Source organism: Anaerococcus hydrogenalis DSM 7454 (assembly GCF_000173355.1).
Taxonomy (GTDB): domain Bacteria; phylum Bacillota; class Clostridia; order Tissierellales; family Peptoniphilaceae; genus Anaerococcus; species Anaerococcus hydrogenalis.
Map to the genome: position 1 here is coordinate 1 of NZ_ABXA01000050.1, position 551 is coordinate 551.

1 pseudogene is annotated in these 551 nt (G+C 28.7%); it reads left to right on the forward strand.

Going from position 1 to position 551, the window contains the following annotated elements:
* A pseudogene (locus ANHYDRO_RS10010) lies at positions 1-551 on the forward strand (IS110 family transposase); the annotation flags it as partial.

Genomic DNA, 551 nt, shown 5'->3' on the forward strand with positions numbered 1-551 from the left:
CTAATAGAGTACAAAGAAGATAAGGAGGAATATGTAAGATTAAAACAATTAAACAGATCCTATCAACATTACCAAAAGATAAGAATAAACCACTTAAACTATCTAGACAAAGAAATAGAAAAAAGACATCCAGGACTAAAAAAACTAATCCCTCATGCAAATGGTAACTATCAAAAAGATAAACTAATAGATTTTGTAGAAAGATGGTCAAATAGTGAAAAGATATTAAAAAGAAGTCAAGAACAATTTGTAAATGATTATGAAAAATGGGCAAAGAAAAAGGGATATCATCCAAATGCACAAAAAGCAATAACCATTTACCAAAATGCCTTAGAATCAATCCCAACAATCTCATCTAGTAACTCAAAAATAGATGCGAATGTCCTAGACTCAATTGAATTTCTAAGAGTAATAAACAAAACTCTCAATAATATTCTATCACAAATGAAAGAAATCGCCACAGAATTAGAAGAATACAAAATAGAAAAAGAATTTTCTGGCATAGGAGAAAAATTAGCACTACAAATAACATCAGAAATAGGAGATATAGG